Source organism: Oligoflexus sp., assembly GCF_035712445.1.
GTDB lineage: Bacteria > Bdellovibrionota_B > Oligoflexia > Oligoflexales > Oligoflexaceae > Oligoflexus.
The window spans coordinates 25193-42989 of the sequence record NZ_DASTAT010000086.1 but is presented as its reverse complement, the minus strand read 5'-3'; the positions used below and the strand labels follow the sequence as shown (position 1 = coordinate 42989).

The following is a 17797-nucleotide window of genomic DNA, read 5'->3' as shown; positions in this document are numbered from 1 at the left end:
TCAACCGGCCTGAGGCTCGTAATGAATCGGAGCCTCGGTGCCGAGCGGCCAGCCCAGGATATACCAGCCGATCAGAAAGCTGGTCCACACCACGAAGAAAACCAGGGTATATGGCACCATGAGGGAAATCAAAGTCCCAAGGCCTGCCTGCGGCCTATACTTGTGCATGACCGCGAGGATGATGAGCAGGTAGCTGTTGAGCGGCGTGATGATGTTCACCACCGAATCCCCAATGCGATAAGCGGCCGTCGTCAGCTCCGGGCTCATGCCGACCATCATGAACATCGGAATAAAGATCGGGGCCAGCACACCGAATTTGCTGAGCATGCCGCTCATGGCGAAGTCACCCAGAATCACGACCAGGATGAAGAGAACGAGCAGAAGAGGCACCGGCAGATCCACCTGCACGAGGAGCGAACCGCCGGCATAGGCGAGCATGCGATCAAGCCCTGTATACTTCAAAGACTCGACGAATTGAGCCAGGAAAAACATGATGACAAGCACCGGCACGATCGAACGGACGCCGTGATAAAGGCCTTCGATCAGTTCCTTCTGCCCCTGGATTTGCCTTGTGATCAGTCCATAGACAAGGCCGGGGAAAAAGAAGACGCAGAAAATCATGGGGACGATCACCTGCGACCAGCGATCACCGGCTCGTTCCACCGCCCTTAATGCTCCCTGAAAACCGCTCTGCAGAGCCGCCGCCGGACCTTCCATAAGGACATGACCCGACGCCAGGGTCGGCTGCCCTGTACCATGCAAAGGCATGCCGGGTATCAGAATCAGGGCCAAAAAGAGGCCGGCAATGCCGACCATTGTGAGAATAGCTCCGAGCAGCGCCTGCTTCTCATGACCATCCAGACTCAGGTTGGCCAGGGTTTGATTATCCTGGGCATTGCCCCAGGCCGAGGATTTATGAAGACGCGGTTCAACGATTTTATCGGTCACGAACCATCCGGCCAGCATCACGATCAAAGCCGATCCGGCCTTAAAATAAAGGTTATGCGTGATATTCACAGTATAGGAAGGGTCCAGGACATGGGCCGCGCTCGTCGCAAAACCGGCCAGCGCCCCATCCCCTCCGGTTGGAAAAAATCCACCGCCAAAGCCTCCTGAAACCCCGGCAAAGGCTGCGGCGAGGCCTGCAATCGGATGCCGTCCGACCGCCAGATAAAGGGCGGCGGCCAAAGGCGGAAGGATAATATAACCGGCATCACTGGCCACCGAGGAGTTGGCGCCGACCAGAACAATCACCGGCGTTAAAAGCCTTTTCGGGGTGGCAAAGGCCAGAAAACGCATCAGCGCGCTGAAAAATCCAAAGCGTTCGGCAAATCCAATGCCGATCATGGCCACAAAGATCAGGCCCAGAGCCGGACTGCGGGTGAAGTTGCCGAGCATGGACGAGAAGAACCAATAGATCCCTTCCTGGGTAAGAAGGCTTCGCGTCCCAATCGGCTCGCCGTGAGGGGCCAGGGTCCGTATGACTTTGCCGTCGGCACCGCGCTGAGCTTCCTGGATCACCTGTCCATTCACATCCACTTTTTCCTGGGTCGCAATGACAAGCTTCTGCGGTTGGACCTCCCAGCGGGCGGCGGTTCCCCAGGCCGACAGCATAAAGACGAGAGCGGTTAAAAGGCTAAAAAGAATAACCGGTTCGGGGAGCATATTCCCCACACGCTCAATGAGGTCAAGGAAACGCTCGGATCGGGAAGCTCGCTTCGCAGCTGCTGTCTGTGTCATGGAAAGACCCTTTAGCTTTAACGTGATGATGGACGTGACGCTGGTAAATTAAAGAGCGCAGCATGACAGGAATCTAAGAGAAGTCTAAGCGAGCGGCGGGGAGGTTCTGACAGAAAGGCTTATCAAGCGGCGGCCTTTTTATCCCCTGAACACAGCACTTTGACCATCAGGAATGTGGTATCATCCACCGCCTTGAACCCATCCCAAAGCTCCTGGGTCTTCGCTTCAATCTTGCTTACGGATTCACGGGCGCTATCGTCCCGGCTGAGGAGTTTGCCCAAAGATTTTGTGGAAAGCTTTTGCTGCCTTTGGGTACCGCCGTTTTCAATCAATCCGTCGGTAAAGAGGAAGAAGCAGTCATCCTTTTCAATGGAAAATGATCGGAAACCAAAGGTCGGCTCCGTCAGCTGGCCCAAGAGGGAGCCGGGTTCGAGTAAAGTCGAGAAGCCCGCGCTGTGAAGATGAAGGAGGGCATTGTGCGCGGCATTCAGGTAATATCCCTGCATAGCCTCAAGATCAAGGCAGATGAAGGCCATGCTCATGACGCGATTGGCTTTGCGACCCGTATTGTAGATGACGTGATTCACGTGAGCGGCTATGGATTCAAGGGTGGACCTGGGATCTTTGGAACCCAAGGCGTCGAGCTGTCCGAGACAGGCTTGAATCGCTCCCGATACTGTCCCTGTGACCAGTGCTGAGGGAATGCCGTGTCCCGTGACATCGCCGATCATCACATAAAGTTTGTGCTCGGATTCGGCAAAGTGATACCAAAACCAATCCCCACCTGTGCTGTCAGCAGCCCGATACGAGGCCGCGATCTCGAAATCCCCAAAGCTTGCGTGGGATGGAAGCAAGGTCTCCTGCACAGCCTTGGCAGCAGCCAGCTCATTTTCGAGCCAGATCTTCTCTTTCATTTGTTCAAAGAGCAAAGCGTTCTGCAAGGAGATCGCCATTTGACTGGAAAGCAAAGTCATAAGCCGAAGGCGGGCCAGAGAATAGGCATTCTTCATGAGATGGTTTTCCAGATAGAGCAGCCCCGCTACCTGGCCTTTGTTCATGATGGGCAGTATCGCCAGCGATTCGGGCGGCAGCTCTCCATTGTAATCAAGTTCGGCCCTGGCCTCCTCGCAGTCGTGAATCAGAACCTCTTTTTTGGAGCGAGCCGCCAGCATGAGAGCGCCTTTAGCAAGGTCGGGATAGCTGTCGATACTCTCCCGCAATCCCGCCGCGATCTCCTCGCCCTTTGCGTGGCCCACAACCATGAGCGAAGCCTCGGTGAGGTCCCTGAGAATGAGGACGACGCGGTCGGAACCACTGTATTGAAGCGATAGCTGCAGCAGTTTGCGGACGACTTGATTGATTTCAACCTCGCCTGCCAACGACTCGGCTGCGGTGACGATGGCTTCCGTATCGAGAGTCTCATGTCCCAGATGAATGGTGGTGGTATGCCCGCCCGAGATGTTCTCTCTGGGCTCCAAGGCGTTCTCGTTCAAACCCAGTTGCTGTGCAATCTGATTGACCCGAAGCTTGCTGCCCCACCTTTTGTAGTAATAAAGGCTCTTATGCAAAGCTTGATCAGACATAGGATCCAAACCCTGTGAACGGAGAGTTTTGGCGAGTCGCTCATAGGCCAATGCCGACCAGAAGCTCACGTTCTGGTGATCAGCCTCAGCAATAGCCTTACAGTAATGACGCTGAGCCTTCCCACGCCATGCGAGGGATTGGGCCCATTCTGCACACAGAAGATGGAAGATGAACGCGAACTGCTCCCTTTGAAGGGCATACCAGCGATACGCTTTGAGAAGCTGAACGCCAAGTCCCAAAGTCTTGCGGATACGCAGCGGCCAGGACTTGTGTGATGGATAATCGGCCAGCAGAAGGGCCCGATAGAGGCAGGAATCGACCAGCCACGGCAGACCGAGAAGGCCTTTTTGAAAGCGCCTCACCTCCAGGTCCCATTCGCGAGCTTCGTCCCACTGCCCCAGGAACCAGGCTCTTTTCAGAAGCAGCAGACAGGTGATGGCGCTGCCTGATGCATAATCTTTTTCCCGCATGGCGTCGCAGTGCGCGTCGAAGGAAAAGTTCGACTCACCGTTTCGCAATTCCTGAGCCACGGCCAGATGTGGTGCCATCAACGCGGCAGCATCGTCCAGAGGCACAGGGCCTAAGCTTTTAACGAAGCGCAAGCGCTCCTCAAGGGAGGCAATCTCCTCGTCCAAGGAAAACTGAAGATCCCATTCCTGATAGTGAAGCGTACAGAGCCTTGTGAAATAGAAATCCCCTGTCATGAGCCCGGCGTCGCGGCCTTCCTTCACATAGGGAGAAATCGCCCTCCAGGGCCGCAGCCACGAATAGACGAAGGCACCATTGAGAAAGCGAATCTTGGCCCGGTTCCTGAGGTCCTGGCGCTCAGCATTGAGTCGATCGGCAAGCCCTGCGAATTTTCGGGCGAGGCCAGCGATCCCAAAGGCAATCATAGCCACGCCTCCCCCATAGACAAACGTCAAGGCGGAGTCTTCGGAGATGCCTTTGCGCAGGGTCAGTCGCACGGCCTTCATGATGGCCACCACATAAAGGTTTTCCTGTCCCGAGGTATAAGCCGCAGGGGCAAGACTCACGAGCAGCTTGAGCGCGAGTCGATCCGATCCATCCACCATGGGACGCTGCAGCAGGGCCTCGACATTCACAAGGGCCATCATGGGAAGGGTGCGGGCCGTTTCCGTGAGAACCTGGAATGGGTTGGGCCGAGCGCTGACCGATATCCCTAATTCCTTCAGGCCTCGCAGTCCCGCCTCGATTGCCGCAGATTTTTCACCGACAGCGCTGAGCAGTTCCAGCTTATGCCGATATAGTTCAGCCTTCTGCTCCTGAGTCCGGGCGTGCAGAAGCATCGTCTGCCAGGTGCGGTCCCCGTCGGCCATTCGCCCCGCGTGATAGGCAAGTTGGGTCAGCAGAAGGCAGCTTGTCCAGGCCAGTTCATGATGGGACCAGAGTTCCGCTCCAAGCAGTCCCTCGATCTGCTGCAAAAGCTGCTCGGCCTTTTGAAATGCCACCTTGTCGAAGCATGTTTGAGCCGCCTCTGCATTATAGTGAGCCAAAGCGAGTTTTTCCTCGCGAGACTTCATCCAAGCGCATCCGCGGTTCAAGTGTTCCACCATCAGCATAAAACGCTCGGCATCAGTATGAGTCGAATGATCCTGTTCGAGGATCCTGCCGAATCGAAAGTGCCATTCCTGGGCCTCATGCTCGCTCAGCATTTGGTAGCAGGCTTGATACATGCGGTCGTGCTGGAAGCGATAGGAGGTGGGTCGGTCGGAGCTTAACTGACGTTCACCATACTTCAAAAACCTCTGAGCTTGTTCATTCATGGGCATGACGATGGAGGCTTTTGCGCAATCGCTGAGAGCGCTCTTTAAATCACGATAGGACCAGCCTGACAGCTGCTGGAGCTCGGCGAGCGTAAATTCAAAACCGAGAATAGCGGCCATCTGGGCGATCTTCAAAGTCCTGCGGTCAAGTCTATCGAGTTCATGCACGAGAAAGCCGGCGAGGTCATCCGCGATCAGCATCTGCTGCAGACGAGTCAGGTCAGCTTCCCAATATCCCTGAGCGAAATTAAAGCTGATGATCCGCTCCTCGGCCGCCCGTCTAAGATACTGGCCGAGATAGTATGGATTGCCCTTGGTTCGCTCGTGAACATATGAAGTAAGGGATGCATGGTCCTTCAAGCGCGGAAAAACCTTGTTCAAGTAAAGACTCGTCCGTGCCTCATCAAAATCACGGATATCATGCAGATGGCAGTTGGGCTGGTTCTGCAAGCGTCGCAGAAGAGCAATGGCCTTGGCATTCTCGCCGGTTTCATGGACCCGGTAGGCCATCAGCACAAAGAGGCGTAAACCATCGGCCTGCTCGATGATGCTGCTGAGCAGCTGAAGAGAGGCCTGATCCATCCATTGGATGTCGTCGAAGAAGAGAGTCAGAATCTGATTGCGGCCCAGGGCCCTCAGAACTTCGATGGTCACAAACGCAAGACGATCCTCGGCCTCTTTCAGGCCACAGCTCGGAAGTTCAGGCAGGTCTTGAGTCAGAACCTGCATCGCGACGGTAATCTGTTCCAGAGCCTTCAATTGCTCGCCTATGCCTCTGCGCAGTTCAGCAGCCAGTTCTTTAAACTGGCTCTCGGGCATGGACTGCCAGCGTTGAACGATCATCTTGAAAAGCTGCTGGAAGGGGAAGAAGGAGGCATGCTGCTGACCTTGCTCGCATTTGCTCTCCAGATAAAGCCCTTGCTGCTTGAGGGTCAAGCTGCGGGCGTGCCGGGCGAGGCTCGACTTGCCGACACCCGAAGCTCCCGCGAGGCCGCAGATGTGAATCTGCCCCTGACTGCTCAAGGCGAAGGCTTGCTCGATCTTCAGCGTTTCCTGCTCACGGCCCAGCAACTGATGCGGCGCTTCAAAATGAACGGGCAGATCATCGCGGCCCAGAATAAATTCGGATACCTTCAAAGCGTCTGGCGCAAACAGCTGCTCCAGATCGCGCAGGAGCCCATAGGCGCTCTGATAGCGCTCTTTGGGATTCTTCAAAAGCAGTTTCTGAATGATGGCCGCAAGTTCCCTGGGAAGATCCGAGCGCAATTTGCGAGGATCCGGGGCTTCGAGGCTAAGATGAGCGTGGATGAAGCCAATTCTATCGTGAGCCTGAAAAGGAAGTTTGCCCGTCAGCATTTCAAAGCAGGAGATGCCAAAGGAATAGAGGTCGCTCCGCGCATCGACTGGCATATCGACCCGCCCCGTCTGTTCTGGAGACATATAGGCAAGCGTGCCTTCCAGATGATCGGACGTGAAATCCTTCTGCCTGTCGTCCCACACGCGGCTTGCAATTTCAAAGTCTATCAGTCGAACGGTGGTCTCTTGCGATGCCACGAGGATGTTATTTGGATTGATATCCTTATGGACAAGACCCTTGCTGTGTATATAAGTCAGGACTTCCAGGACCTGCCGCGCACAGTCCCAGAATTGCTGCAGGCTCATCCCGCCTTCACGATTCAAGCGAGCGGCTAAAGAAGGGGCGTCGAAAAAAGGGAGATAGAGCCCCTGCGAGCCGGGTGTCTCGTCCAAGGCGAGAGGTTTGAGCAGCCGAGGATCGTCCAACGAATACAGTATTTCAGCTTCATAGCGCAGATTTTCGAGCGAAGCCAAAGCCAAATCCGAATCAGGATTCACCGTCTTGAATGCACAGGTCCCGTGGATTTCTGATTCAACGAGGAAGACGACGGTTCGGGGCGAGCGATAGAGTTCTTTGATGATCCGGGTCTGCTCAATTTTAGGCAAAGCTGTCATCCTCAAACAAGACGCCTCACATGGGGCGTAACAGGTGCTGACCCCTTAGCTATCCAGGAATATGATCGGTGGTAAAAATGGAAGCTTGAGCGTGGGGTTCAGGTCACGCCGGTGCCGTCATAAGCCTACGATGCGGCGCTTCGGATCAGTTTTCTCGATAGGTCATGCACTGGTGGATGGCTTAGGGCAAATGTCAAATTATGGGAAGTTCGTGAGTGCTGCTATGGGTTTGCTGCTGGTTCGCAGGTCGCGGTCGCCGATTCGTGCAGTCGGCTTACGGCGCTGAGCGGCTTGAAAGCCAGGGCCTGGGCTTCAGCCTCTTGCTCGAAATCCGACACCTTGCCCACCACTTTTTCCTTAAGCGTTTTTGCGGAAACCCGATAAGTGTAGCAATTAACTTTTTCAGGCAGTTCAAGCGATGTCCAAGCACGAGCGTCCTCTTGAAAATGATCAGGATCCCGCCGCGGATCGGGAGCTGCTTTTGCAGCGTTGCCGCGAACTGGAGAAAGAAAATCGGACCCTGAAGCTTGCGCTCAGCCGTTCGCAGAATCCGGGAAGCACGGACGATGCGATGATCGTCACCGATCCCGAGGGACAGATTCTCTATTGGAACAGAGCCGCCGAGATCATCTATGGCTGGTCCATGGTCGAAGCCATCGGCCGCAGCATACTCGATGTGATACCCAGCGAGCAGAGTCTGGAGGAAGCCCAGCGGATCATGGCGATTCTGCAGTCAGGTCAGACATGGTCAGGGCAATTCGCCGTAAAACACCGTGATGGGCATCAGTTGATGGTGCAGGTCACCGACTCGGCTCTTCTGGACGCGAATGGACGCGTCCTTGCCATCATCGGCGTATCGCGCGCTGTCACTGCAGCGCTGCAGCCGGAGGAGGAATTCTTTCAAAATGAAATCTGGGCTACGGAAACCCTCAAAGCCATTGCTGTTGCCTCGCAGAGGCTGCGTTCCGATTTTAATCGCAAACTCTCGTTGATCTTGAAATCCGTTTCCTGTGGTGTCTGGGAATTTGATCCTGCCCTGAATCACACGGAACTGGATGATTCGCTTTATGAACTCTATGGGATTTCACGCACTGAATGTCCCCTTGGAGCCGACGCCATCCATCGAGCCCTTCATCCTGAAGACAGAAAGAATATCTTCGAGGACATACCCAGAATCATTCGGAGTGGGGTCGACCGCTTTGATCTTGAGTACCGCGTGCTTCGTCCCGACGGCGCCCTGCGGCATCTTTTGGTCAGAAGCTTCGTGGACAGAAGCCCCGATGGCAAGGCGCGGAAAGTCTGGGGCGTTGCGATGGATCACACCGCTATCAAAGAAACCCAGGATCAGTTGCGGCAGATGTTTGAAGCCATATCTTCGATGGCCATCGTCGTGGAAACCAATCCAGCCGGCATCATCACCTATGTGAATGACAACTTCTGTACGATCAGCGGCTATAGCCGCGAAGAGTTGATCGGCAAAACCCATCGCGTCGTGAATTCGGGAATGCATGATGCCGAATTTTTCAGGAATCTGTGGAAGACGATAGCCAGCGGGAAAAAATGGTACGGCGAGATCTGCAACCGGCGCAAGGATGGAACGCTTTACTGGGTGCAGACGGCCATCACACCGATGATCGGACCCAAGGGTGAGGTGAGCAAGTACCTTTCCTTGAGAGTCGATATCACCGATCGGAAGATGGCTGAGGCTCAGATTCTTCAGGCCAGCAAGATGGCTTCTTTGGGAGAAATGGCTGGCGGTGTGGCTCACGAGATCAATAATCCTGTGGCTATCATCATGGGCAAAGTCGATCGAATGCGCAAACGCATCGATCAGGGCCGCATGGATGCTCAGGAATTCAAGGAGGAGCTGGCTTTCATCCGCGAGACCTCGCTGCGCATCGCGGGCATCGTCAAAGGGCTTTTGGACTTTGCGCGGGGTGAAAGTCACATCCAGTATTTGCACACCACAGCTCAGCGGGTGCTCGACCAGGTCTTGAGTTTCTGTCGTGCGCACATCCGCCGACATGGTGTGAATCTTATCGTCGAACCGATTCCCGAGATCAGCTTCGTGGCCAATCAAAATCAGATCGTCCAGATTCTCCTGAACCTTGTGAACAATGCCTATGACGCCGCTCATAATACCCCAGACCCGTGGGTGAAGGTGGACGTTCACGCGGTGAATGAAGACCTTTTGCGCTTTATCGTTACGGATGCCGGTCCCGGCATTCCCGAAAGCCTGCGCTCCAAAATCATGCAGCCCTTTTTTACCACCAAGCCCATCGGCCAAGGAACGGGCCTGGGCCTGAGCATATCCCATGGGATAGCCGCCGGGCATGGAGGTCGCCTGACCCTTGATACCCAAGGCCCGTACACCACCTTTATCCTGGAGCTGCCCATCAAGGGTCCGCAGAATTCCAAGGCGAATGCCGCGTAAGGAATAACGCTCGCCCTCTTCACTCATCTGAGTATATGATCGCGATCAGGTCACCTGAGTCGGAGCGTATACCCATGAAATATATAATTATTCTCATAAGTTATCTTGGTATGTTAAGTTTGGTAACGAACTGTGGTGGGGGCGCTTCAGGCCCTTCCAGCGCGCTGCATGACAGTCCCGGCGAGGATACTGGTTTCGTTCATTATTTTCTTGCCACACCTCAGGAGGTGGCGCCTGGAGCTGACGTCACACTCAGCTGGAATCTCCCCTCGGCCACTGACATTGAACTGCTGCAGATCGCCGGCAATCTTCCTGCGAAAGGAAGCCAGATCGTCCGTCCCACTCAAAGCACGACCTATACGATACGCGCGAAGTCCCACACGGGCCGCCTGATCACAAGACAGGTGCAGGTGGATGTCAGGACCCAGCCGGTGCCGAATGCGATCGAATACTTCTGGGCTTCTCATTTGACCATCAATGCCGGCGAAGCTTCCATTCTGAATTGGAAAGCCAATCGCTGCGCGCGCGTCATCCTCGAAGCCATAGGTCAGCCGCAGTTCACCCAGACGCTGCCGTGCGTGGGTTCGGTTGAAGTGCGTCCGACCTTCAGCGGTCTCTGGACCTTGCGCGCCTTCGATCAGGACAATCGTCCCGTGGGCACGAGCTCGCTCGTGATTCAGGTGAATCCCGTGCCGCAGCCCAGTCCTGTCATCGAAGCCTTCTGGACCAATTATTTGAATCTTGATGCCGGATCCACGGCGAATATCTATTGGACTGTGCGCAATGCGAGCGCTGTTTATCTTTCGACAGCTCCCGAGGTGCCGCAGGCGGCTTCAGGCAGCATCACCGTCCGCCCTTTGCAGACCACGACCTATTTTTTGCGGGCCCTGGGCGTTTCCGGTGAGGTCGTGAGCCAGCAGTTCACCATCACAGTCAATACACGTTTGCCTGAAATCCGTCTGTTTGCAGCCGATCAACCCTTCCTGCAGCCTGGTCAGACCACGACGCTCCGCTGGGATGTGGGCTTTTGTTCCAAGGTGGAATTGATCGGTGACATTCGCGTGACTGTGGGCTGCAGTGGAAGCTGGACCGTGGCCCCTTCGCAGACGACGAACTACAATCTGATCGCAAGCGGCTTCAACGGCGAGATCGTCAATCAGATCATCACGGTCACGGCCGTGCAGCCGCAGGCCCTGCCTACGGTGGAATATTTCTATGCGGATGACAGCACCGTGAATCTGGGCCAGTCGACGACACTCCGCTGGAAGGTGCAGAACTGCGGACGCGTGTCCATCGCCGGTGTGAATAGCGCGGTGCTTCCCTGTGAAGGCAGCGCCGTGGTTCGACCCAATGGAACCCAGCATTATCCTTTGACCGCTTACAGTCCGGATGGTCAGAAGCAGGCCGTCGTGGACCTTGCCATCGGCGTGCTTTTGCCGCCACCGCCCGCCATCGAATATTTTTATGCGTCACGCACGGCGATCGCCTGGGAGGAGAGCACGACGCTTTATTGGAAAGTGTCTCAAGCTGCAAAAGTGGAGTTGATTAGCGCGACCAGTGAACAGGTCGCTCTTCAGTCGGCGAAGGAATTCCAGCTGGTCAGCACCACGAGTTTCCGCTTGCGGGTTACTGGTTTGAACGGCGAGGTCATCGAAGCCCCGCTGACGATTAACGTGGCGCCGCCCACCGAGCAGCAGCTGCTGGACAAGCTTTTGAAAGAGATGCAGAAGGGCGGTTAGAGCCGCCTGTTCACGCTCGAACCCCCACATCGGTTTAGAACCGCCACATCGCTCTAAAACCGCCATATCACATCAATGATATCGACGTGGGGAATCCCAAGCTGCCCCACGCGTTTTCCAATGCGTTCGAGTTCACGCTTGGTCAACTGATACGAGCCGACGGCCTGGAGCAGTTCATCGACCAGAGGATCATCCGGCACGCGGCTGGAAAAATCCGAGGTGACGAGGGCAGGGATCATGTAACCAAAGCCCCAGCTGAGGGTGAGTCCATTCATAAAATGTTTGGTGATCCCGACCTTCGGCGTCCAGTAAAGGCTGCGGATTTTGAGGGAACCCTGAATGTCCGTTGTAAAGGTGATTTCATCCTGCGTCAGCGTCACCGATTTTGTACCATCCACCTGAATTTCCTGATAACCGCCAGCCACCTGCCAGAAGAGAGGATGACGCTCGGACGGTTCGCTGCGGAATCTATATTCCAGATGCTGCATGCTGAGCTTGATATTCCGCACCCCACGCCCTGATGCGATGTTTCTTTGAAAAAGGCCAAAGGATCCGATGTGACTGTCAGCCTTGGGCTGCATGTAACCAAAGCCGATATCCACGGGATGCGGAATGCCAAGTTCGAAGGACGCGGCCCAACCTGGACGCAGGCGCTGGGCCTTGTCCTCGGGACTTTCCACGGGTTTGGTATCTTTTTTGGACGACGCCCGGCTCTGACTGATGGCCGGTTCGGACAAGGCAAAGAGTATCACGGACAGCATAATCCCAAGTCGCATCGCAAAGCCCTCACTGGCGGAAGCTGTTTGTCAGCAGTGCATACACCCAGAAGAAATCCACAGCGGGAAACGTCTTGTTTTCGCTGGCGCAGGGCTGCCAATCCTGGGTGTCCTGATCTCTTTGCCAAAGATAGAGTTCACAGCGCTGCGCACTCTGAGGCAGGGCATTCGCTGGGAAATATTTTTCATCCAAAAGTATATCCGCGGCCTGACTGCCGTCACCATCCGTGAAGCTATGATGAATCGCCTGAAAGAGCGCATTCCGCGGCTGCTCACCCGCCTTGCGGGCGATCAGGTCAAAGTCCGAATCAATCAATCCACCGTAAAGCGAACTTTTCATCAGCAAACGCAGGGCCATCAGATGCGCTTCAAAACCCGCGAAATTTTTCCCGAGTTCAGGGAAATAGCCTCGGTTCGCCGAAGTGCGTCCGTTCAAAAGATAATCCAATTCGCTATAGAGGCTCAGAAGGCTGGGACTCATCGTGGCTGCACCGGCGAGTTCCTCACCATCTATGGCTCCACCCAGAACGCCCTTGTTTTTTTGACTATAAAGAAGGAACCGATTCACCGCCGCGCCATCAGCCTTTTGCCAAAGAGCAAGGCTCAGGCCGAGCAGCATATCGCGACTGATATCACTGCGGCTTTGACCTGTTGGATAGCAATCCTGGGCCGCGGAACGATACCAGCGCCCGGGCTCGCTTGCCGATTCCGCCTGGCTCAGATCCTGGTTCAGCCTCGAGGCCACTAAAAGGGAGGTGAACAGAAGACCATCGCAACCTTCGACGAAACCATTCGCATCCAAGGCGCTGGCGTAAAGCCTTTTATAAGTCTCGTATTTGGCCCTGAGCTTTTGCTGCCGAGCGGCATCCAGCTGCAAGGGCTTCGGAGCATAATCAGGCCCCTGCCGACTCATGACGATTTGAATGATGCGGGTGAGGTTCGGTGAAAGATCCTCGCCGCGCTCGATTTTGCCGCGAATGATCTGCATCATCCTTTCGGCTTCTGCATCCGACACGGAAAAGTCAGCACTCTTATTCACGCTCGCGACTTCGGTCGAGTTGATCGACCGCGTCTCGCGGCAGGCCATCGCAAGGCCCAAAAATGCCGTCAAGGTCATGATTTTCTTCATAATAAAGTCCCCCGTTTGCTATCGGCAGAATACCGAAAACATTCAATGGGGGCACTTATTCGAATTGAATTCAGGGAGTTGGGAGGCTGGATTTCTCCAGCCGGGTTGGATCAGCGGGCTAATTCGGCAAGTTGCTTCAGCTTATCGCGGTCAGGGACGACATCCTTTTCCTGGGTCTGGAACGCTTCAAAGAGCTTCATGCATTCGCGGGATTCCGCCGAATGGGGCCGCACTCGGATACAGGCTTCATAGTAGGCATCGGCCTGCATCCAGATAAAGTCGTTCTGCAGTTTTTCGCTGGTCCTGCCTGCCAGCTGAAAGCCCTTGGCTTTCAGAACGTCATTCGATTGGGTCGAAGCCAGTTCATTCAGGAGCGACATGCCCCGCAGATATTCAATCATGCCGAGGTTCCGGCCCTTGCTGCTGAGCTGATGACCCTTCTCCACGATCTGCTGGGCCTTGTTCAAAAGTTCACTGCCGCTCATCTTCTGCGCGACGTTTTCCGTGGTCCAGGCCTTGGCCGAGTTCCTCCAGGCCAGGAGCATTTCTTTTTGCGCAGGGGTCGAATTGGATTCATCACGCAGAGCGCTGGTCATCTCCAAGGTGATGTGCGGATCATTGCGAATACGGATGGTGATCGCCATCAGATTTTCAACCGCCCGTTCCCAGATATCCGGTCGCGTCTTGCGAAACTGTTTGTCGCCCAAGACACGTTCGTAAGCGAGCATCGCCTCTTCATATTTTTTGATGGCGGCATAGTATTCGGCCTTGTCGAGGTCGCTGATGGAGGCGGGCGGCTCGGTAAATTGCAGGACGCCGGCTGATTTCGCGTTTTGACCCGCTTGCCAGGGAATGGTGTAATGGGTGATTTGACGGAGGAGGTAGCGCGCGTAGCTGAAGGTTCCCGCATTGATGGCCGCTTCCAAGCGCAGAAGATTTTTGAAAAGATCGAAGGCAATGTAAGCCATCACTGGCTCGGCACCGGCAGAAGCGAGGAGCGGCTGCACCTCGGCAGCTATGCCTTTCAAACTTTTCAGGGCAATGGCAATGCGATTTTTTTGATCAGGCGTCGGATCCTGATAGGACCTCAGATTCAAAAGCAGGATAGCGAGCCCATCGGCAAATTTCTGAAGCTCGGCTTTGGAATCACCCGCCGGGGCCTGCGGGGGTGCCATCACCGGAGCACGCGTGCTGGGTATGGCCGGCGCTGCGGTGGTCGGCGCTGCGGGAGCCGGGGCCTTGGGCGGTGGAATTTGCCGGACACCTGGCTGCGTGGGAACAGGCGTTTGGTCAGGTTTGGGCATCGCAGCTGGAGCTGGTTCCTGGGACCACGCATGATGTGGGGCCAGACTCAAAACGAGGCATAGAGTCAGGCGCAGGCGGCGACTCGCCATCTTTTCCTCCCTTACTGGATCACGATGAAGGCACCGGGTAATCTGGCGCCCACAATCAGTCTAGCGGAAGCTTCGTTCTGACTCCAGCTCTTAAGGCTGCTCAAATTTCAGCCGATTTCTCCAGGATTTCCTTGAGACGACCGTTCATGAAGGTTTTCGACATCCAGAAGACATCGGCGAGTTGCGCGACGATATCCTTGGCCGCATCCAGATTCGCGAGTTCCTTGCGAATCAGATAAGCCGGAGTCAAAAGCTTGGCCGCGAAGAGATTGGCCTGAACTTCGGCGATATACGCGGAATGTTCGGTGTTGTCGGCCGGCGGCGTGACATTATTTTTCTTCAGGAAATAGGACGCCATGGCTTTCGCGATGCGATAACGGATGTAAGGCCGCATCTTCACGTCCATGGGATATTCAATCATGATCTTGCCTGGCTCAGGCTCCAGGACCGTGATCGGCTCTTCGTTTTTCTCGGGATGCTTATCGACCGCGCGCATGGCGAGTTCGGGATAGGAGGCGACGATCTCGGGCAGATAGAGCGGCGCTTCATGGAAATTGATCGTCTCGTGGATGCTGCGCACGATCCGATTGATTTCCGGTTCATTGACTTCGAATTGCTTTTTGAATTCGAGTTCCTTCTCGCGGCCCCAGCTGTTGGCGTTGCGCCTGTAGTATTCCTTTTTCGCGGAATCCAGCACTTTGGGATCCGGAGTGAAATCACCATAGCCCGTGTATTCGTAGAAGGCTTCCCATTCCGTCATCTCCCCGCACGCGACGTCGACGACGAGCCTTTCATCCACGCCCAGATGCTTGGCGATGGATTTCATGGCCTGAATGGAACGAATGTTCTTTTTGCCTTTTTTCCAGTGACTGCAGTCAGCCGGATCAAAGCCGAGGATCTGCCCGACGTCCTGATCTATGACGCGAATGCCACCGAATTTATGATCGAGTACCTTGCGACAGAATTGAAAGAGATTGGCTGAATGGGGGTATTTGACCGCCATATCCTTTTTCATGCAAGGCATCCTCCCGGAGTACGACATATTGCAATGCAGCGGTGAAGCCCACCACGGCAGCCGTTTGACATAACTATCTTCTCGTCTATTTCACCATGCTTCTCTTTTAACATCGAATATGGGGTCGGTCAATCTAGGTATTGAGATATAAACAAAGGAATTTTATGGCTTCTGACACTTTAGTTTGGGCTATTTATACCCGGACGTGGGCAATGCTCGGAGGGTGACTTTCCCGACATCGGCATGGGCAAAGCCTGCTGACTGACAGCTTCGAAGGACCTCCCTAGAATAAAGATAGGGTTCTCAGGGAACGGAGGTCCCCACGTGTCCCTTATCATCGGCATCATAGGCATTGTTTACAGTTTGTACTTTGCAGCGACGCATCCTGCTACGTCGTTTCATGGGTATTTGGATAAACCGAGTATCGTCCTGCTTGGGATCATGCCGCCGAGCGTGATGCTCCTCTCGCATGGACTCAGGGATTTCGCGGTCGGTTTTTCGATTCTGGCCCAGGCGCTCTTCCGCGTGCAAGGGCGCACAGAAAAGGAAGTCATCGACGTCCTGACAAGGTCTTCGGCCCTTGTGCGGTCAGAAGGCATAGGCTCTCTGATGAAGGTGCGGAATCAGGTTCGCCACCCCCTTCTGCGCGATGGGCTTTCCCTCATTCTCAACGATTTCACCATCGAAGAAATTCGCCACAATATTCAAAATAAAATCAATGCCCAGCAGATGCGGATGTCCCTGGCCAATAACCTTTTCGATAACCTCGCGCGCCTGGCGCCGGGCGTGGGGCTCATGGGTACGGTGATGGGCCTGATCTCGATGATGGCCAACCTGAAAAACCCGGAGTCCATCGGCAGCGGCATGGCGATGGCCATGATCACGACATTCTATGGACTTATCCTCGGCAACATTATCTATGCACCCTGTGCAGAGAAAATTCAGCTCGAAGCCGAGAAGTCCCTGCAGATTGACCTCATGGTCCTGGAGGGCGTCCTCTCCCTGAAGGGCAAAAAGTCCAGTATTCACATGCGCGACATCATGAGTACCTATACGCAGCGCCAGCAGGCGTCCGGTAGCGCCGCGTCCACCGCAGCCCCGCAGGCGAAAAGGTGAATCATGGCGGAATTCGATAGCGCGAGCCCCCCACGCATCAAGGTGAAAAAAAAGGAAGCCCTCTGGCTCTACAGCCTCACCGACCTCACCTTCATCCTTATGGCCTTCTTCGCTCTCATGCTGTCGATGTCGAAGCCTGACCGCGAGCAGTATGATAAGGTCGCGAGCGCTGTGCAGGCAGAGGATCCGGCTGCGGACAAACTCGCCAACCTGAGCGTTGTCGCCGAGGATTTGGAAAAGGCCATCAAGCAGCTGAAGCTGGAGGACGATATTCGCGTCCGCATCGACATCAACGGCCTGCTCCTGGAGTTCAGCGAAAGGCTCGTTTTCGCCTCGGGTTCAGCCCAGGCCAGTCCTGACTTTGAAAAAACCACGGACAAGGTACTGAGTATCCTGTCTCAGGCTCCCGACCGTTATACGGTCAGCATAGAAGGTCACACGGACGATTTATCAATCCAATCCAAATTGTTTAAATCGAACTGGGAATTGAGCGCAGCCCGCGGTATTACTCTTTTGAAATTGCTGAAGGATCGTGGCCTGGATGAGAAACGGATGAGAGTCCAGGCTGTGGCTCACACGCAGCCAAAAATACCGATTGAAGGAAAAACAGGACAGTCTTTGCAGGAAGCACGTCGCGCCAATCGCCGGGTTATCATTCGCCTGGACTGATTCCTCCCTTTATGTACCCCCCTTGACACCCTGATGTTCGTACTTACCTTCTATCAAAGGGAAGTCTGCTTCGGGTATGATGAGTGGAGAATCCTTGCCGTAGTTGAGGAGTGAAACGGACATGGGCGGAAAACCAGCTGGCGAGAACGATACCAGCATCATCTTGAAGGAAAGAGTCCTCACACAAAAACCTCGGCTTTACGGGGTTTATTTGCTGAACGACGATTATACACCTATGGAGTTCGTCGTTCATATTCTAGAAAAATACTTCAACAAGGATCACGCTGCGGCCACCGATCTTATGTTAAAAGTCCATAACGAAGGGCGTGCTCTCTGTGGTATATACCCCTATGAGATTGCCGAGACGAAGGTAACCTTAGTGACCGAAGAAGCACGGCAAAACGGGCACCCTCTTCAGTGCGTCATGGAGAGGGCGTGAAAGGAGT

The 17797-nt window shown here is 54.8% G+C and carries 11 protein-coding genes; 5 read left to right on the top strand and 6 right to left on the bottom strand.

Annotation, left to right across the window (positions count from 1 at the left end; genetic code table 11):
• The gene (locus tag VFO10_RS18960) at window positions 1-1740 is read right to left on the bottom strand and encodes an AbgT family transporter (protein WP_325143080.1); all 1740 of its coding nucleotides are present in this window, start codon (window positions 1738-1740) and stop codon (window positions 1-3) included.
• A gap of 122 nt (window positions 1741-1862) precedes the next feature.
• Window positions 1863-7070 carry a protein kinase domain-containing protein gene (locus VFO10_RS18955; protein ID WP_325143078.1) on the bottom strand — a complete coding sequence of 1736 codons (5208 nt, stop codon included), beginning with the start codon at window positions 7068-7070 and terminating at the stop codon, window positions 1863-1865.
• 427 nt (window positions 7071-7497) lie between these two features.
• On the opposite strand from VFO10_RS18955, the gene VFO10_RS18950 reads away from it, so the two are divergent.
• Both VFO10_RS18950 and VFO10_RS18945 read left to right on the top strand, forming a co-directional pair.
• Window positions 7498-9513: a PAS domain S-box protein gene (locus tag VFO10_RS18950; RefSeq protein ID WP_325143077.1), complete on the top strand. Its 2016-nt coding sequence runs from the start codon at window positions 7498-7500 to the stop codon at window positions 9511-9513.
• A gap of 74 nt (window positions 9514-9587) precedes the next feature.
• Window positions 9588-11252: a hypothetical protein gene (locus VFO10_RS18945; RefSeq protein ID WP_325143075.1), complete on the top strand. Its 1665-nt coding sequence runs from the start codon at window positions 9588-9590 to the stop codon at window positions 11250-11252.
• 53 nt (window positions 11253-11305) lie between these two features.
• On the opposite strand, the gene VFO10_RS18940 is transcribed toward VFO10_RS18945, so the two are convergent.
• The 4 genes from VFO10_RS18940 to VFO10_RS18925 form a co-directional block, all read right to left on the bottom strand.
• Window positions 11306-12028 (bottom strand): hypothetical protein, encoded by a 723-nt coding sequence (locus tag VFO10_RS18940; protein ID WP_325143073.1) that lies wholly within the window; start codon window positions 12026-12028, stop codon window positions 11306-11308.
• A gap of 10 nt (window positions 12029-12038) precedes the next feature.
• Window positions 12039-13157 carry a hypothetical protein gene (locus tag VFO10_RS18935; protein WP_325143071.1) on the bottom strand — a complete coding sequence of 373 codons (1119 nt, stop codon included), beginning with the start codon at window positions 13155-13157 and terminating at the stop codon, window positions 12039-12041.
• Between the two features lie 110 nt (window positions 13158-13267).
• Complete coding sequence (locus VFO10_RS18930) at window positions 13268-14551, bottom strand: hypothetical protein (RefSeq protein WP_325143069.1); 1284 nt, start codon at window positions 14549-14551, stop codon at window positions 13268-13270.
• Window positions 14552-14651: 100 nt separating this feature from the next.
• Complete coding sequence (locus VFO10_RS18925; protein ID WP_325143067.1) at window positions 14652-15566, bottom strand: hypothetical protein; 915 nt, start codon at window positions 15564-15566, stop codon at window positions 14652-14654.
• Window positions 15567-15890: 324 nt separating this feature from the next.
• Between VFO10_RS18925 and VFO10_RS18920 the strand changes: the two genes are divergently transcribed.
• The 3 genes from VFO10_RS18920 to clpS all read left to right on the top strand — a co-directional run bounded on the left by VFO10_RS18920 (window position 15891) and on the right by clpS (window position 17790).
• Window positions 15891-16682: a motility protein A gene (locus VFO10_RS18920; protein WP_325143065.1), complete on the top strand. Its 792-nt coding sequence runs from the start codon at window positions 15891-15893 to the stop codon at window positions 16680-16682.
• A 3-nt stretch (window positions 16683-16685) separates the two neighbouring features.
• Window positions 16686-17351 carry an OmpA/MotB family protein gene (locus tag VFO10_RS18915; RefSeq protein WP_325143063.1) on the top strand — a complete coding sequence of 222 codons (666 nt, stop codon included), beginning with the start codon at window positions 16686-16688 and terminating at the stop codon, window positions 17349-17351.
• A gap of 103 nt (window positions 17352-17454) precedes the next feature.
• Entirely contained in the window at window positions 17455-17790 is a 336-nt protein-coding gene (gene clpS, locus VFO10_RS18910) for an ATP-dependent Clp protease adapter ClpS (protein ID WP_349259376.1), read from the top strand.
• Window positions 17791-17797 lie beyond the last annotated feature (7 nt).

Excerpts from the sequence above, each read along its gene's own strand:
- VFO10_RS18960 (WP_325143080.1), bottom strand. The coding sequence starts at position 1,740 with ATGACACAGACAGCAGCTGCGAAGCGAGCTTCCCGATCCGAGCGTTTC.
- VFO10_RS18950 (WP_325143077.1), top strand. The coding sequence starts at position 7,498 with ATGTCCAAGCACGAGCGTCCTCTTGAAAATGATCAGGATCCCGCCGCG.
- VFO10_RS18945 (WP_325143075.1), top strand. The coding sequence starts at position 9,588 with ATGAAATATATAATTATTCTCATAAGTTATCTTGGTATGTTAAGTTTG.
- VFO10_RS18940 (WP_325143073.1), bottom strand. The coding sequence starts at position 12,028 with ATGCGACTTGGGATTATGCTGTCCGTGATACTCTTTGCCTTGTCCGAA.
- VFO10_RS18935 (WP_325143071.1), bottom strand. The coding sequence starts at position 13,157 with ATGAAGAAAATCATGACCTTGACGGCATTTTTGGGCCTTGCGATGGCC.
- VFO10_RS18930 (WP_325143069.1), bottom strand. The coding sequence starts at position 14,551 with ATGGCGAGTCGCCGCCTGCGCCTGACTCTATGCCTCGTTTTGAGTCTG.
- VFO10_RS18925 (WP_325143067.1), bottom strand. The coding sequence starts at position 15,566 with ATGAAAAAGGATATGGCGGTCAAATACCCCCATTCAGCCAATCTCTTT.
- VFO10_RS18915 (WP_325143063.1), top strand. The coding sequence starts at position 16,686 with ATGGCGGAATTCGATAGCGCGAGCCCCCCACGCATCAAGGTGAAAAAA.